11 protein-coding genes are annotated in these 17,426 nt (G+C 38.2%); 1 reads left to right on the forward strand and 10 read right to left on the reverse strand.

The features are described from left to right. Positions 1–59: 59 nt before the first annotated feature. The 9 genes from MM239_RS06760 to MM239_RS06800 form a co-directional block, all read right to left on the reverse strand. Positions 60–1,832 carry a class I mannose-6-phosphate isomerase gene (locus tag MM239_RS06760; protein ID WP_241347445.1) on the reverse strand — a complete coding sequence of 591 codons (1,773 nt, stop codon included), beginning with the start codon at positions 1,830–1,832 and terminating at the stop codon, positions 60–62. Positions 1,833–1,974: 142 nt separating this feature from the next. Beyond that, positions 1,975–3,165 (reverse strand): glycoside hydrolase family 76 protein, encoded by a 1,191-nt coding sequence (locus tag MM239_RS06765; protein ID WP_241347446.1) that lies wholly within the window; start codon positions 3,163–3,165, stop codon positions 1,975–1,977. Between the two features lie 27 nt (positions 3,166–3,192). Continuing rightward, entirely contained in the window at positions 3,193–4,422 is a 1,230-nt protein-coding gene (locus tag MM239_RS06770) for a SusE domain-containing protein (protein WP_241347447.1), read from the reverse strand. Then, positions 4,422–5,993, reverse strand: a complete 1,572-nt coding sequence (locus MM239_RS06775) for a RagB/SusD family nutrient uptake outer membrane protein (RefSeq protein WP_241347448.1) — start codon at positions 5,991–5,993, stop codon at positions 4,422–4,424. Before MM239_RS06775 ends, MM239_RS06770 begins: the two co-directional genes overlap by 1 nt. A 17-nt stretch (positions 5,994–6,010) precedes the next feature. Beyond that, positions 6,011–9,058 carry a SusC/RagA family TonB-linked outer membrane protein gene (locus MM239_RS06780; RefSeq protein ID WP_241347449.1) on the reverse strand — a complete coding sequence of 1,016 codons (3,048 nt, stop codon included), beginning with the start codon at positions 9,056–9,058 and terminating at the stop codon, positions 6,011–6,013. A 120-nt stretch (positions 9,059–9,178) separates the two neighbouring features. Continuing rightward, positions 9,179–11,533 (reverse strand): GH92 family glycosyl hydrolase, encoded by a 2,355-nt coding sequence (locus MM239_RS06785; RefSeq protein WP_241347450.1) that lies wholly within the window; start codon positions 11,531–11,533, stop codon positions 9,179–9,181. A gap of 46 nt (positions 11,534–11,579) precedes the next feature. Further along, positions 11,580–12,467 carry an ROK family protein gene (locus tag MM239_RS06790; protein ID WP_241347451.1) on the reverse strand — a complete coding sequence of 296 codons (888 nt, stop codon included), beginning with the start codon at positions 12,465–12,467 and terminating at the stop codon, positions 11,580–11,582. A gap of 4 nt (positions 12,468–12,471) precedes the next feature. Beyond that, positions 12,472–13,464 carry a GntR family transcriptional regulator gene (locus tag MM239_RS06795; RefSeq protein ID WP_241347452.1) on the reverse strand — a complete coding sequence of 331 codons (993 nt, stop codon included), beginning with the start codon at positions 13,462–13,464 and terminating at the stop codon, positions 12,472–12,474. Beyond that, entirely contained in the window at positions 13,461–14,858 is a 1,398-nt protein-coding gene (locus MM239_RS06800; protein ID WP_241347453.1) for a sugar porter family MFS transporter, read from the reverse strand. The genes MM239_RS06795 and MM239_RS06800 overlap by 4 nt, the downstream gene beginning before the upstream one ends. A gap of 179 nt (positions 14,859–15,037) precedes the next feature. On the opposite strand from MM239_RS06800, the gene MM239_RS06805 reads away from it, so the two are divergent. Continuing rightward, positions 15,038–15,208: a hypothetical protein gene (locus MM239_RS06805; protein ID WP_241347454.1), complete on the forward strand. Its 171-nt coding sequence runs from the start codon at positions 15,038–15,040 to the stop codon at positions 15,206–15,208. Positions 15,209–15,509: 301 nt separating this feature from the next. Here MM239_RS06805 and MM239_RS06810 read toward each other — a convergent pair whose 3' ends face one another. Continuing rightward, positions 15,510–17,402, reverse strand: coding sequence for a TIGR00341 family protein (locus tag MM239_RS06810; protein WP_241347455.1), 1,893 nt, complete (start codon positions 17,400–17,402; stop codon positions 15,510–15,512). Between the last annotated feature and the right edge of the window lie 24 nt (positions 17,403–17,426).

The following is a 17,426-nucleotide window of genomic DNA, read 5'->3' on the forward strand; positions in this document are numbered from 1 at the left end:
CCGAAAATTAAAATCCTAATGAAGTTTGATACTTCGCTATGTCTATTAAAATTTAGCTATCACTTTATGAAAGCCTTAACGACCATGATAGGTGCTTGAGATTGGTTCACAATGCTATACTTCCCCACTGCTGCAGGCATAATGAGTGTTTCTGCATAATTAATTGTAAAAGCCTTGTCTCCAACTATAACATCCATATGATCTCCTTCTACTAGACTTAAAACATGAGCTTTATCGGCTGTATCGACATCCACTTTTGATTTCAAGATAAATCTGTGGACATCATATAGGTGATGTTTATGCGTAGGAAGGTGTTCTAAAAGACAATCTTCGGTTTGCTTGATTGTGACTGGTTTGGAAATTAGACTTTTTTCAACCTCATCTCCTGAATATTCAAACACCAGGTTATCCATACCTCTTTGAATATTAATTGGTCTTGGCTTTCCATCAAGATCTACTCTAAGCCAATCATACATTTTGAAAGTGAATATGTAAGGTGTCGAACTAATTTCTAATACCAAATTATCTTTGCCTGAACTATGTACAGTCCCCGGAGGTATCAAGTAGAGCCCATGTTTTTCTGAAGTAAATGATTGCACATATTTTGTTACATCCATTTCCTCCCCATTTTCAAAGCTTGTCTCCAAAGCCTGTTGAAAGTCATTTGGTTTTACACCCTCTTGAAAACCAAGAAACACTTGTGCATCACCCTTTCTGTCTAGAATATAATAAGTCTCTTCCTGGGTGATTTTTTCTCCAAAATGCTTCTGAATATAGGAAGTTTGTGGGTGACACTGAACTGATAGGTTTCCACCATCGAATGTATCTAGAAAGTCAAATCGAATTGGGAAATCATACCGATATTTTTCAAAATCCACTCCTAGTATTTTTTCTCCAGCATTGAACATCAAGAAGTCAAAAGAGAATTCTAGCATGATGCCAGAGCTTTCAAAAATCACTCCGTTTTCAGGAACAATTAACTCAAATGACCATGCGTAATTATCTACATCTTGATTCAAGCCTTCAATCTTATCCTTGATCCATTGCCCTCCCCAAGCTCCTGGCTCGAACCAAGGTCTAACTCTTACAGGAGCCATGACAGCTTTTTGCGCTTCTTTTCTCCAAACATCACCTGATATCCAGGTAACTTCATCTGTCCTCTGAGCATCAATTAAGAAATCTATTTCAGCTTTGATTTTATTCTTAAGGACATTAAGCACAACCCAATCCACGAAGTAAAACCTCTTATACATTACCTTTGAGTCTAAAGCATTGCTGGCACCAAGGTTGGTAATCGAGCCAGCACGAGACCTGAATTGAATTTCATTTTTGCTGATCTCGGTATATATTAAAGTTCCCTTTTTATGGATTAAGCTAGCACCTATCCCATAGTATACCATTTGCTCATCTCCTACCATATTGGAAAGTGATTCTAGCTTGTCTAAATCATAAAAATCCTCCAGACCCAATTCAGCACGCCTACCAAATACAGGATCATCTCCACCCAAGTACGGAGCTATTAACTCATCGATAGCATCTTCACTCTTCAATGCTTCTTCTACATTTACCCAAACAGGATTCTTCCCTAATTGAGAGAAAGCCAAATCAAGCTTGTATTTCAGATCTTGGAAAAAGACACCTATATAGCCGTCAATTTTCACACATTGATGATTGGCCAACTCCTTTGCAAGTGAATCATACCCAATATGAATACATCTCCCTTCAATCTCATGAGTGGGATAGATATTGTATGTGCCATTAATCTGTGGACTTTTCACAGGCAGTTCAAACTGAGTCGATTCCCTGATTTTTTCTACATTAACTTCTTCCATCTGTTTCTATAAAATTTTACTTTGTTCCCTTAATTTGAGTATTTCATCATTCTATTAGCCAATTTTCAATTGTAACTACAAAATACTCTTACTTTCAACTGGTCTTTTTAAGCTGAATCTTATCTATTAAAACATGTATCCATCATTCCTCTAGGAATAAAGAAGCTCTACCATAAGCCTCAATCAAAGCTGCCTGATGGAGCAACCAGTAATACCTACCTTGATTATTCCCTGACCAATCTTCATAGAATTGACCTCTGTCATTTCTCGCATTTTCCCATGCATAATCAAGATTCCGCAAGAAAACCTGGATATAATCCCTAGCTTTTGGATCATATGCTGCAAGTTCTATATAAGAAGACATCAATTCGACATTGAACCATGAATCGTGATCTGGGTAAAACAGCTGATCATTTACCACACTAGTAAACCTTGAAAATGCCCCTGCTGCTGTAGCTTTGGCTTGATCTATATATTTTTCATCACCTGAAATTTCATATAAATTTATTCCTGACATGATCATCATAGCAGCATTGTATGTCCACTTTCGAGTATTTATGTTTCCAGTACCAATATGAATATCATTCCAGTAAACATTGTCTGCGGGATCTCTCAGGTTATCATAATTCCACTGGTACGTCCTTTTTGCAAACTCATTGTACAAATTTTCATTAGTTATCAAAAAGAGCTCACTTGTGACATATGCTGCATAAGCTGTGGTATTAGCTGCTTTTATACAGTTTGGGTCTGTCATACAGTTTGTGGATACTCTCTCAAACCAATATAATCCTCCACCCATTCTGTCATCTTCTCCAGACATGATGAAATCTGTGATTAGTTTTGCTCTTTCCAGGTAAAAAGGATTCCCTGTCAACCTATATGCAGTAATCAATTCCATAGCTACAATCGCACTGTCATCATAATAATGATCCGTACTTTGCTCCGATCTAGGATAGGCTTGATATGTAGGTAATAAGTCTCTATCATCATAATACCTCTCTAGACCCTCAAACTCACGATCAAAGATGGATTTGTCGTATCCCAATTCATACAAAACATTTCCAGCTGTAAGCATACCTACATAAGGCCAAAGGTAGCAGTACCTGTTTTCACCAGGTTGAGAAGGGAAGTTCTCCTTGTAGAGTTCCCCTTCTCTATAATGCATCTGGATCATATCATACACTGCTTTTGCTCTTTCTCTATAGGTCAAAGTTTCAACTGGATCTTCTTCTTTCTCGTCAGGAAAAGTAAGCTGATCATCAAGTGAATCTTTGCAATTCAGCGATAAACTAAGAATCATCAAGAATATTATATACATTTTAAATTTAGCCATAATGGTAAGTAGTTAATCTTAAATGGTTTAGTTTCTTGCAATCTCATGGTAATAGTTATCTGCTTTTGGATCAAAAACAACCCTAACCGTGAATGATACGCCATTGAATTGATCAGCAAACTTCCATGCTCCTTGCCAATACGAAGCATTCTGTCCTAGCATAAACACTTGATGATAATATCCTGGCTGATTGCCATTTGGTCTTGGGTTGTGAGAGCTTAAACCTGATACTAAAGATGCATTCATGTCATCATTTTGATTGCTTCCTAGATATGAGGTCTGTCCATCTATAGAAAATCTGAACCTATACCTTTCTTCTTCCCATCCCAACCAAGAAGGAGCCTCAGGCATACCAGGAGTAAGAAAATCAAAATACCCTTCTGTACTTTCAAAAGTATGATCCCCAATATAATTCAGTTGAGCCTTGCCTGCCCCATTTGCAAGTATATAAAGCTCTAGGTTGTCGATTTTCTCAAAAGAAACCATGGATTGTGTTAAATTCAGACGAATTCTATACACCCCTTCATCTCCTTCAAATGAGCTTGCTTGCTCTCCAGTTCTAATTTTACCCTCATCATTAATATAGAAATGCGTTATTCCATCCGTGTCGTCTGTAGAATCTATAATTTGAAAATCCCCAGGTTTGAGGTATGTAATTGATTCATAAACTCCATTCACAAAGTCATCAATAGGCAATAGGTTGCTTAACCTTTTGAAAGCCACTCCATCTTCTCTTGATTGACTTTCAGTGGCTGAGCCGAAAATATATAGTTCCTCAGGAAGAATCGCTATACCTTCAGGTCTAGTTAAAGAAAGAATATTCACGTCTTCAAAATGCACTTTTTGATACCCTATCGATGCTTCTACGGTCCATTTGATTCTTCCAGTACCCAATTGTGGGATCCCAGCTTCTGAAGCTATGTTATTTAGCGCAGGCTGTGTAAGGTTGAGAGTAAGACCAGCCCCACCACTCGAAGATACAAAAGTCGCAATAGGTTCTTCAAAATCTCCATCTTCTGTATCAAAGAGCACCCTATAAAGTACAAGACCACCTCCACGAGACTTCGCCTCAGACCAACTAAACGATACTCTATCATTGCTTTCTGGATTGATATCTATGTGACCGCTATTTTGAGGTCCTTGTAAAGTTCCTAGTTCTGCAAATTCAAGATCTAATTGAAATGACTCATCTTGACAAGCTTGGAAAGCCAACAGGGTAATGGCTATAATCCAATATATTTTTATGTTTGATTTCATTACCAATTTGGGTTTTGGGTTAGGTTATTATTAAGGTCTGTTTCACGAAGAGGGATTGGCCACAGATAGTGTCGAGAAGATTCAAAGGTTCTCAAGTCCACTCTTTCGAATTCACTGTTCCCATCAGCACCTGTGATTCGCATGCCAGTTGCCCATCCATTGAGTACATCTTCGGCAATTCTCCACCTTCTGATATCAAAGAATCTATGACCTGCCTCAAAAGCCAGCTCAATCCTTCTTTCATTTCTTACAATTTCACGAAGTCCATCCTGTCCCACATTTGGAAAAGATAAAGCTGAAGAATTAAGTCCTGCGCGTGCTCTAATAGCTCCGATTGTTGCATCCCAATCCTCTTGCGTGAAATTCCCCCTTTCAATCTTTGCCTCTGCATAATTTAACAAAACCTCTGCATGTCTTATTAAAATTAGATTTCTACCCGAATTCACCTGATTCCTCGCTTCTCTATCATAGAATTTTGACACATAATATCCAGAGGGTGTAGAGTTGGAAGAATAATTAAGTCCATCTGGTGCAGCACCAGGCATGGTATTGATGACAACATCATTCCCCGCAAAATTCCTCATCACATATCCATTATAAATTATAGATGCCTGAAGTCTTGGATCTCTATTTTGATAAGGGTTGTCTATATCATAGGTTGACATTGGGTCATCAATAGGAAGACCATTTATCATTGGATAACTATCTACTAGCTCTTGAAGTGGAGAAAAATTAGCATAACCTGACAAGCTAGGTGGTATTAGAGAATACTGAATATTATGCTCTCTATCTGTAGGCACATATTGTAGCGCAAGTATGACTTCATTGTTTCCAAAATTGGGGTTTTGGAAAAGTTCTCCATAGTTAGGATAAAGTGAATAAGAACTTAAGATTTGACTGGCCAAGGATTCCGCTTGTTCATACTCCTGATTGTACATGTGAACTCTCGACTTGAAAGCGATGGCTGCTCCACGTGTGATCCTCCCAAATTGATCTGAAGGATATGAATTAGGAAGGTTGTTGATCGCCTGTTCTAATTCTTCATAAACAAAGTTCAGAATGACGCTTTGATCATCTCTAGTGATTTGTATAGATTCTTCTAGGCTGATCTCATCTGTAATTAGAGGTACACCTCCAAAAAATTCCCTCAAGTGAAAATAATGCCAAGCCCTGATAAATCTAGCTTGAGCCTTATAAGATTCTCTTGTTTCATCATTGATATTGGGAATTCTATCCACATTGTTGAAAAAGATATTCGCTCTTCTAATCCCTTCATACCTAGATGACCATACACCTGCTATCATACCATTGGATGATCCGTAACTTCCACTACCTATATTCCTGACATCTTCTCTTGCCCTAGAATATGCATCATCTGTCATCGCACTTAGAAATAAATACGTGTCAGCACTCATCAAATCTGCATACATAGAGTTTAAGAAAATTCTGCTATCCTCTTCTGTTTGCCAAAATGTTAATTCACTTGTAGCATCTATAGGCGCTAAATCTAGCTCATTGAAACACCCTGAACTAAGAAACGCCAATGCTAAAACTATTATATACTTTTTCATGGAATGGCTATTTTAGATTAGAAATTAATGTCAATACCTGTTGATATCACTCTTGATACAGGATATACTCTGCCATTGGAGCCTGCCCCACCATAAGTCTCTGGATCTAAACCAATATCCATAAGCGGACTAAATGTGAGTAAATTGAAACCTGTAACATATAAGCGGGCTTGCCCTAAGCCAATTTTAGAAACTAGTGTGCTAGGTAAGGTATAACCTAACTGCACATTTTTAATCCTAAGGTATTGAGCATTAAATATGTAAAAGTCAGATCTTGCAGCATTATTGACGGATTCGGCTCCCACTGTAAGTCTTGGGTAGGATGCATCCAAATTTTCAGGAGTCCATCTGTCTAAGTGCCTCTTAAATACAGGCCCCTCATTATTATTATGGAAGGCCTCTATGATTTCACCTCTGACCCATTGAGACCTTTCTCCTACTCCTTGGATGAAGATCGAAAAGTCAAAACCCTTAAAACTTGTTGCATAAGTTACCCCAAAAGTATACCTAGGAAATGCATGACCAAGTACAAATCTATCTTCCTCATAATTGATGACCCCATCATTGTTCCTATCAACATACCTGATATCTCCCGGCTGCACGCTGTTGGTAAAAATTGGTGTAGGACTTCCCGCTATCTGCTCTTGCGAATTGAAAAACCCATCAGACCGCAAAGCAAAATAAGAGTTCATTGGGTATCCTTCTCTCAGAATAGTCTGAACATCTGATCCATTTATAAATTCACGACCCCTAAGGTCTACTACCTCATTTTGGCTATCTGATAAATTTAATATTACTGAATGATCTACTGCACCTGTTTTGAAACCATAATCTACTGAAATTTCCCACCCTCTGTTTCTAACTACTCCTGCATTTTGTATTGGCTGTCCAAGTCCATATGCGGCAGGCACAGGAAGTTGCAATAGAATATCTCGGGTTAGGTTATCAAATAGGTCAAAGCTTACATTTAATTTTCTTTGAAAAAAGCCCAAATCCATACCTATATTTGACATGGTAGAAGTCTCCCAAGTTCTATTGGGATTGGACACCGAATAGAATGCCCCAGGTACTCCTACTCCTCCAAATGCGTAAACATTACTTCCCATATTCACTAGGCTTTGATGCCCATACAAGCTTCCGATATCTTGATTTCCAAGCTGTCCCCATGAGGCTCTAAGTTTCGCAAATGAAACAACCTCCTCAACTGGGGCGAAAAAATCTTCTCTACTAATCACCCATCCACCAGATACAGAGGGGAATACTCCCCACCTATTCGCTGATGTGAACCTTGATGACCCATCTACTCTCAAGTTACCTTCTAGTAGGTATTTATCCTCATACCTATACCCAGCTCTACCAAAAAAAGACTGAATCCCCCACTCATTACCTGATCCATATGTCCCACTTTGTAATATTTCAGACACATTATCTATCACTCCAAACTCATTACCAGGAACATCTAAACCTGACACACCAAAGAACTCATTCTTAAATGATTCCGAAGAAACTCCCAAAAGGAAGTCAAAGTCGTGCTTTTCAGCTATATTCAACTTGTATGATGCAGTAATATAAGGATTAAGGTATAAAGACCTACCATATTGATTTGCCACAGAGTTTTGGTTATTTCCTCCACCAGGATATGCATATGATATCGCCCTTCTAAACTCGTGAGTCAAATTACTCGTGGTATTGCCCCCAATTACACCTTTGATCAATAGGTTCTCTATAGGCTCATACTCCAAACTTAGATTGACGAGAACCTCATCATTTTGATTTTTCCTCGCTCCACCCTGCTCTAGCTGGGCCAGTGGATTTCCATTGCTCCCACTTGATAGGGTATAATTACCATTTGCATCAACAATATTGTAAATCGGTGGCATCCTCACTGTAGGCTCTATAAGCCACTCTGTCCACCAAGCATGTCCTTTGATGTCATTTCTAGCAAGGGATATTCTACCACCTACTTTTAATTTATCATTGACCTGCTTGTCTAAATTTATCCTGACATTATAGCGCTGATGCCCATAACCTGGACCATGAAACAAGCTCTCTTGATCCATATACCCTAGTGACATCATGTAATTCAGCCCCTTCTCCGAGCCACTCACTGACAAATTATGATTACTTTGTATGGCTTGATCTTTGAATAATGCTTCATAATGAGACACATTAGGTCCATTTTCTTTGAAGCCTAAAATTTGCTCTGGTGTGAATACAGGATTCATCCTTGAGTTTACCAATGCCTCGTTTCTCAAAGTGGCATACTCCCAAGAGTCTGCTATTTTAGGAAAATTTGTTGGCTGCTGTACCCCAAACTGACCATTGTATGAAAACTTGGGCTTACCTTCTTTCCCTCCTTTTGTCGTAATCAATATCACTCCATTGGCCGCTCTTGACCCATAGATTGCCGCTGAGGCAGCATCTTTTAAAACACTTACATTTTCGATATCATTTGGGTTGACATTGTTGAGCGAGCCTATCACGCCATCCACTACAATCAATGGTGAATTTCCACTCATCGTACTCAGACCACGAATATTGATCTCTGGAAGAGAGCCTGGCTCTGAAGTACCTTGTTGAATAACTAAACCAGGCACTTCTCCTTGAAGTGCTTGATAGGCATTGGTCAAGGGCTTACCTGCTATGGCCCTCTCACCCGTCTCACTTATCGCTCCAGTGATGTTATCCCTCCTTTTGGTCCCATAACCTACGACAACAAATTCATCCATATCACTTAAATCCACTTCAAGTTCAACGTTCACTGTTGTTTGATTAGGAGAGATAATTACTTCTTTAGAAATAAAACCTATAAATGATACCAACAAGGTCGTTTCTCCTGAACTAGTCAATTCCAACCGAAATACACCATCAATATCACTTACTGTCCCTTGTGACTTTCCTTTGACAAGCACTGATGCTCCTGGAAGGGGCTCCCCCTCCGCTGTAATGGTACCTGATACCATTCTACTCTGTCCGAATCCTTGCTGCCAATTCACTAACATGAGCAAGGTGATCGCCAATAACTTAAGTTTGGCTGACCAAATTATTGTAAAATTTAGGTTCATATGTTTAAACATATTATTGGTTTTGGGTTATTGATTTTATTAAAATTGTGAGAACTTATGTAATCAAAGCATGGATACTCGGATCAAAAGAACCTACTTCCACAGCGATTCAAAACTTTTTCAATAAAGCGTTTTATTGGGTTGTCTCCCAAGATCAAACTCTAAATGAGAATCCTCTAGTAGCGCTTCCAAGCTTATATTGCGATCAGTATATTTGGATCCATTCAGCTTGATAGACTGAATAAATACATCATCGACACCTTTCTTATTTGTCGTTATTTTTAACTTTTTCCCATTGCCTGTTTTAATTTCTATTTCATCAAACAGAGGACTTGAAAATTGAAAAGATGGGTCAATTTCTATCAGTCCTTTGACATCAAACAATCCCATAGACGCCATCACGAACCACGAACCTAGCTGACCTTGATCTTCGTCTTGACCAAAACCATAGCCATGCACCTCTTCCACTCCATAAAAAGTATCACAAATCCTTCTAACCCACTGTTGCGTCAACCAAGGCTTACTGGTGAAATTAAATAACCAAGATATGTGAAGGTTTGGTTGATTTCCATGATTGTATAGATAAGTAAGTCCAGCAAAAGCATCTATATCTTCTCCACCAAAATTGGTCTTTTCTGACACTGTAAAGATGGAGTCTAGTCGAGACACAAATTTTTCATCACCCATTTTGTTAACCAACTCTTCTGGAGTATGTGGCACATAAAATGTATATTGCCATGCATTGCCTTCTTGGAATCCAACCCAAGGCGCAAATGGATCAAAATCCTCAATAAATTCTCCTGACTGGTTTTTTGGTCTTACAAAATCTATTCTATCATCATAAGACGCTTTCCAGTTATTGGACAAGGACATTAGTTTATCGTACTCATCCTGCTTTCCTAAAGCTTTGGCAAATTGTGCTACAGCATAACTACTATAGCTATATTCTAAAGCATGAGAAACTGAGAATGCTGATCCTTCAGGCGAAGTATCCCAACCCGGAACATATGGTATATACCCTTTTTCCACAAAAGGTTTCAAATCGGTTTTACCAGCTCCTTCATTTCTATCTTCATACCTCAACTCGTTTTCATAAGCTGCTTGAAATGCCAATTCTAAATCAAAATCTCTAATTCCTGCTTGGTATGCAGAAGCAATAACCAGTCCTACAAAATTAGTCCCCACGCCAGATACATATTTACTATTTGCCAAACCATCACTCATCCAACCAGAATTTTTGTACACGGCCAAATGACTCTGAACAAAATCATTATAATACTCTGGCCAAACCAAGGACCACAGCTGTGTTAGGTTCCAAAATGCCCCCCAAACAGAGTCTGTGTTATAAAATTTAAATTTTGGATTGCCATCTTTATCCAGAGGAATCTGACCAATAGTTCCATCATTTTCAGGAAACTGCCCATTCACATCACTAGCCAAACCTCTTCCTAAAAGGGCATGATACAAGCCTGTATAAAACTTAACTTTGTTCTCTTTGGAATTATCCTTGATTTGAATTTTCCCCAATTCACTCTCCCATTTACTCTGAGCTGATGATTTTGCTTGATCAAATGTCAAGTCACTTGCTTCAGATAAAAGATTCTTCTTAGCATTTTCCAAAGATGTGTATGAGAACCCTGCTTTTATTTCAACAGACTCATTCTCATCTGTCTCAAAAGTCAAATAAATACCAGCCCCTGGCCCTGAAGCTTCACGCTGCCCATCTCTTTTATCTTTTCCATTGAACACACCGACTGATATAGGCTTCTTATCTAAAATAGCAGAAAAATACATCCTAATTTCACCTTCTGGTTGATATTTTTTGACATACTCAGGATAAGTGATCACCCAACCTTCAACAGTGCCATCATCATTAAACTTCACATAAGCATCCTTCACTTTCCCACTTTCTCCGAGTTGATTTCCAATATCCATGATAACATGCGATTGCTTTGATCGTGGGAATGTATATCGATGGAATCCAACCCTTTCTGTGGCCGTAAGTTCTGCAGTCACATCATAATCTAGCAGTTTCACGCTATAATATCCAGGTCTTGCATATTCATCCTTCTTATCAAACCTTGAACGATATCCTTCTTCAGGATTTTCAAGTTTCCCTGGCACTGTTTTTACATCACCTGTCATCGCAGTAAAAAGAAAGCCTCCTACTTGAAATTCTCGTAAATTTGCAAACCCTTCAATACTCTCGTGTCTACCATCATACCCCACAGCCTCCCAACCATTGGGATTACCATAGCTTCCATCTGTAGAAGGACCTGGTTTTGCCATTCCGAAAGGAAGCGCTCCTGGAGTGTAAAAGAACCACCTACTATGCACCGAGCCAATATTTGGATCTACAAGACTCAATAGATCTTCCTCGGTATTGTTATCCAAATACCCAGTATATGTCGACTGACATGAAGCCAATACAACAAGGCTGAGTAATGAAAATGCTAATTTTTGAAATCGTTTCATTAATAAATTATTTTGGTTCATTGTTTCTATACTTAAATTCCATTCTTCAAACTGCAAAATGGTGCTTCAGTTGATAATACATAGCCGCTCCCAATATTGCTGATTCTTCGGTCTGAGTTGAGATGCATATTGGAATATCATTCACCTGAGATTTCAATGATTCTTCAAAAAGCTCAAATGATTTTGAAATATTACCACCGAGAACCAAAACTTCCGCACCAAAGGAATCAAGAAACGGTTGTAAAAAAGTACCAAGTTCTTTCCCAAACCATATGAATGTAGCCATTGCATTGCTATCAGATGATATTTTATTGCTAAGTTCTAAAACTGAACCGACCTTCTCTCCCGAAATTGACTTGTAGTGATTGATTATACCTCTAGTCGAAAAAAACTCATCAGCTAATTGACCTTTGTATTGCTTTTCAAATAGAATCCCATTTTGAGGCACTCCCTCTCCCTCGATGTATGGAACTCCAGATATACAAAAGGTCGCCCCCAAACCTGTCCCTAGCGTAATAGCTACCACTCTATTGTAGTTTGAAGTAGTCCCAATTGTCGATTCTGCAACACCAAATGCCATGGCATCATTTATAAAATAAATCTCCGAAGCAGGAATATCCAGTTGCTCTGAAAGCTCTGCACGTACATTTACATTATACAAAGCCTCATATTTCTGAACTCCACTGATCAAACTTATCCCATTGATGTAGTCAAATGGTCCAGGTATGGCTATGCCTATTCCTTGAAACTTAACTTTGGAAATTGTTATTGTTTGTCTAATTGCCTGAATCCACACGCTCAATATTTCTTCTATTGAGCCTTTATTGTCTACAGGCAAGCACACCATACTTTCTAACAACAACCTTTTGTCTGAATGTTCAAACATACATGAGCTAATGTGGCTTCCTCCTATATCTACTCCGATACTATACATGTTTTTAACGTCTAATTTCTATGGAATAAGTAAATAAGTCATTTCTATAATATCCAATATTATATTCAAGTGGCCTATCTCCAGGATCAGAAACAAATCTTTCCCTGATCAGGATTGGGTCTTTTGGCTTCACATTTAGAACAGAAGCAAAATCTCCAGCTAAGCCTGCTTTAATTTTTTCCCTTGAAACAGCTGGTATTGAAAAATAATCCTTTTCCAGAATTTCATATAAGGGCCTACTAAAATCCTCTTTTCCAGTAAGGCCTATACGTGGCTGAAAGTAACTTTCAAAGTATACAAACGGTTCTTCAAACCCCTTCAACCGACTTAATTTCAAGACTTTTGTTCCTTCTTCGACATTCAAAAAATTAGAAATATGTTTACTTATAGAGACCCATTCTATTTCAATTCTCAAATTCTTAAATGGAATCCCTTTTGAATTCATTTCTTGGGTAAAACTATGCCACTCACCAAGATTTGTCACGATTGACTTTGATGAAACTTTTGTCCCAACCCCCTTTTTCCTTGATATCAACCCTTCATATTCGAGCTTGTTACCTGCTTGACGAATAGTATTCCTAGAAACACCTAATAATTTGGAAAGCTCAACTTCTTTTGGTAAAAATGCCCCATTTTTGAATTCAGGAAGCTCTATTAATTTTCTCAACAACTCTTCCACCTGAATATGTAATGGAATTGGGCTCTCATGATCTACTTTTATATCCACCGCTTCAATTATATTATTGTACCTATGTCTAAACAAGCTACAATATAGCACATTTTTATTTTTATCTACTTGACTCAATAACCTACTCGAAATTAGAATCACTTTAGAAAGGCAACTTTCTAATAAATAGTTCTTCCTTGTTATAATATTATCCAAAGCATCATACCATAATGCAGAACAAACTTTGGCAAAGTTATTTTCAACTGCAATTAAACCAAATGCAGAGAGGCCATAATTGAAACCACCGTAATATGAGTTGGTATGGATCATGTGTTTTCATCTTTATGATCTACATAAATTTCTTGTATTTCTTCCAAGGACTTTCCTTTAGTCTCTGACACCATTTTGGATACTACGATGAAAGCTATCAAACAAAATGATGCAAACACCCAGAAAGCTCCTGAGGTGCCAAGCGTCGAAAACATTATAGGTGTAAGCTGTCCTACTATAGTATCAGCTATCCACATCACCATAATGCTCAATGCCAGTGCTCTACCACGAATAGCATCAGGAAAGATTTCGGAGGCTATTACAAACTTTAAAGGACCAATTGAAAATGCAAAACTTGCAAGAAATATCGTAGCACTAAGTAGTAGCAGAAGACTCTGCGTCATTCCTTCATAAAAACAATACCCAGTAACGAATAAACTAATAGATGCACACATTGATCCAACTAAATACAATGGTCTTCTTCCTAAGCTATCAACTTTCCATACTGCAATGAAAGTGAATAACATATTGACAGTTCCTAATACTATCTGACCTATAAGAGCATTATTTAAAGATACTCCAGCATCCTTCAAAATACTTGGCCCATAATATATTATCGCATTGATTCCGCTGAATTGTGAGAAAAGTGGTAATAGAACACCAATAAGCAAGGGCCTCCTCAATCTTTTTGAAAAGAGTGTTTTGTACGCATTGATTCCATCATTTTTCTGAACATCAAGCTCTTCCAAATCTTGCTTCATTTCAGACCCATCTTTCAGTTTTGAAAATGTCGCAATCGCTTCCTTAACCCTACCTTGCTGGAGCAGCCATCTTGGACTTTCAGGTACCAGCACTAATCCTATCAAAAACAATGTGGCTGGAATTATCTCAACACTAAACATTCCTCTCCAAACCTCATCTTTAAAAATATAACCCAAATATGATTCATTTATTGAACTGTCAGAAAAAGAGCCGGATAACTTTAGCATTCCTGAATTGGTCAAATATGCCAATAGAATACCAAATGTAATTGCAAGCTGATAACAAGTAACTAATCGCCCCCTAATCTTCAATGGAGCAATCTCTGACAAGTAAAGCGGAACAGCATTAGACGCCATCCCAACACCAATCCCGCCAAGTATTCTTGCTATGATCAAAAGCGTGAAGGTAGGAAGAACAGTACTGACTATAGCGGACAATAGAAACAAAATAGCGGCGATAAAGAGTAAACTTCGTCTCCCAAATCGATCGCAAAGCTCCCCAGACAAACCTACTCCCATCACTGCACCAAGTAGTGCTGATGATACAAACCATCCTTCTTGGGAGGGACTCAGGTCAAACTGTGTCTGAACGAAAGGCAGCACTCCTGAGATGACGGCCATATCAAATCCAAAAAGAAGTCCTCCTAGAGAACTTATAAAGGTGATTTTACCAATATAAAGCCTTCTTTCCATTAAAATTGCGGGTTATTAATTGGGTTGTAATTTTGAGAATCTAAATTTAAATATTTTGTTCATATGTTCAAACATATTAAAGAAAATTTTTCAATCTAATCTTATAGCTTAGTATAAATCTTTGATTTTTGCTAAATAGCAAGTTAAACTACTTTTAAATACCTTTAAACTTTTGGAAAATGAAAAAGGCAATAACATTCGTTTTACTCCTCATGAGCTTTCCCACCTTCTCTCAAAACTTAAAAACACAGGCAGCTTTCTACGAAGGTATCGGTATCATAGGATATGTTGAACAGGATGCATTTATCAACTTCACTGGCCCTAATATCAATTCGACTTACAAAAACTAAAAAGTCATTTTAGGCACACTGCCCTCTCTTCGTTTCAAAGAAGACAGAAACATTCCGCGAAACAGCTTTGTAACTCCTAACCTAGGTATAGGGTTTACTTACAGCTATAAAATAGCAGCCATTCAAGTCTCATTTTATTATAACCCTAAAGCAGCAACCCAAAATGGCGAGCGGACCACTGGTATTGGTTTGGGGTTAAAGCTAGAAAAATTAAATAATTAGCTTCCAAATTATTGGTAGCATAATCAAAAGAAACTTATTTCTCTGGAAACATGATTATTGCTCCTGATTTCCACGCCCCTTACAGTTCAATAGCAACAGAAAGTTCAAGCTCAATTTCTTGTGATAGAACTTCCTCAATATCTTCTTTGACTATACCTAGCTCATTGACATCAAGGGGGGACTCGGAAACAATCGTGGCAGACAACTTCAATGGTGCCACTTTGATCACTTTTACATCTCTAAGTGTACCGATAGACAATTCTTTTCCACTCAACTCTTGAATGATTTTATTCTCTTTTACCATCTTCGAAAAACCAAAAGCCAAAGGCGCGGAAATCACTCCTACAAAAACTAAAGAAATGATAAGTCCTTTCTTTGCCAATTTGAATGGGCTAAAGCCTAAAAAGAGAAAAGTCATTGCCGCAGCCAATACCATACCTGCCAAGTTGGTGCCTAGCAATAGAAGCGCTCCCCAAAATACCGACCAATCTCCCCAGCCTAATCCCACCCCAGAAACAGCTAAAGGCGGAACTAAAGCTACGGCAATGGCCACACCTGCAAGTGTCTTTGCTATTTCCTTTTTGGCATGAGCATATGCTCCTGCCATACCAGAGGCTGCGGCTACTCCCAAATCGAGCAGATTCGGCCTTATCCTAGCTGTAATCTCACTATTCATCACATTCAAAGGCGTGAACCATGTAATCAAAACAGCAAACAAATACCCGATGGCTAAGCCATAACCAATGGTTTTGAAGCTTTCTTTGATCAACTTTTCATCCTGTCTCAATACTCCCATTGCTAAGGAAATAATAGGTGACATCAAGGGAGCTAATATCATGGCCCCAATAATCACAGGGGACGAATCACCAAATAGACCAAATGTTGCAATAATTGTTGACAAAGCCATGAGTACCATATAGCTAGAACTAAGCTTTGAATTCTCTCTTAATATAGAAAAAAGCCACTTAAACTCTTCTGTAGTAGCATGATTGGTAATTGGCAAAAAGCGCTCTAGTAACTCATTCTTCAATTCTCCTTGAGGAAGGTTTTGGATTTTAAACGCCTTGCTTTTTTCTACTTTTTCCTCTGTTTTAAGTGATTTACCGGGAACAATAGCCAAGGATTGAGGATGTACTTCAAGCTCTATAGATTTCGAAGTCAACAACACATCATCTATGGTGTAATTAATAGGCTCCCGACTTATTACTTTAACCTTATCTGTCTTGATGTGAGCGACATAATCAGGCAATCCATTTTTCTTCGAACTATTAAAAAGACTGAAAAACCCAAACTTTAAAATTTCCCATATGCTACTAGGGGCGAGTATAAGACAGTGCATAAGACCATCATTTGCATAAGAACCTTCAATAATTCGTCGTGACAAAATTGAACTTTGACCATGCTGTACGACTACCATACCCAAGGCAGCTGTATCTATTGGCTTTTCTCTAAAATCTCCAGATTCCGTACTCCAGTTGATTGCATACGGCTGAAGTTTCACCCTTCTAAAAGACCCTATAAGCCTTTTGAATCTTCTTACAAATTGAGATAGCCAATTTCTCTCCTTGTCTACTGAATACAATAAACTAAATGAATCACCTACCATCAACTTATTCAAAACAGGCTGTCCATTTGCAGTCAAGACATCAATCTCAAAAACCTCTTCGGTTGTCAAAATATTTTCCACGGCTACTTCAAGATTGGAGGACACCCCAAACCCTTGCCTTGCCTCAACCATCTTTGGATGTGGCAAAAAGCCAATTTTCCAATGATCTTCTATGATTATATCCAGCAAAGACCTGATCTGCTCATCAGAAAGGTATGTCACTATGAAATCGCTTTCAGAAAAATCATGCTTTCGGTAGTCTTTGTAAGGGAGTTTTAGCTTGACATTATTAGAAAACAATGGCAACACTGTATCTTCCACAAACTCCACCTGACTTTCATCATAAATTAAAATAATCGACTTCATATAGTTATTTAAAAAAAAGAAAGG

Origin of the sequence: Belliella filtrata, assembly GCF_022549775.1 — a bacterium.
GTDB lineage: Bacteria > Bacteroidota > Bacteroidia > Cytophagales > Cyclobacteriaceae > Belliella > Belliella filtrata.